A 614-nucleotide genomic window follows, 5' to 3' on the forward strand; every position below is an offset into this window, starting at 1 on the left:
GCCCCAGTACCTAGCGAGCGTTTGTCTTACCATCGAATCGAACTTGCACTACGCCTTGTTTAACTTGCCTTCCAATACCGCGCGCGGCCACTGGAACATACTTGGTAACGTATGCCATGAAGCCTTTAATAATTTCAAAGATTGACTTAACAAAATTAACAACGGCTTTAAGGACGATTTCTCCGTATTTCTTGATTCGTGCGACGAGATAAATCAGCCCCGTGCCTTCGGCTGCCACTGTCAAAACGATGGAAATGACGATGTCGATGGCAATACCCACGACAGCCGCTGTAGTCATCTTTGCGGCATCGCCTGCGGTTTTCATCGGTGGCAAGCTGGCCAGCCAGATAATCGCAGTGTGCATCATGAGAAAAAGCGCTGCTTCGTCACTGGCTAAAAGCATGGCTTTTTTCATGACATCAGGGGCGGTTTTTGCTACATCAATTAGCTCTTGCGCACCTTCGCCTAATTTTTTTCCAAATTTGCCAGGATCCTGAAGGATATCGAGGACAAGTTTGATTCCATCCCAAACGCCTTTAATTGCCTCCCATCCACCGTCAAGGATGCCGCTACCGACGGCCATGACCGTACCTGAAAAGAGAAAGGCTCGACCA

General features: G+C 48.5%; 1 pseudogene. It reads right to left on the minus strand.

The features are described 5' to 3' along the window. Nucleotides 1-13 precede the first annotated feature (13 nt). Nucleotides 14-614 (minus strand): annotated as a pseudogene (locus HT737_RS29515) (type IV secretion protein Rhs); the annotation flags it as partial.

This window comes from Pseudomonas sp. MD195_PC81_125, assembly GCF_014060985.1.
Classification (GTDB): Bacteria; Pseudomonadota; Gammaproteobacteria; order Pseudomonadales; family Pseudomonadaceae; genus Aquipseudomonas; species Aquipseudomonas parakoreensis.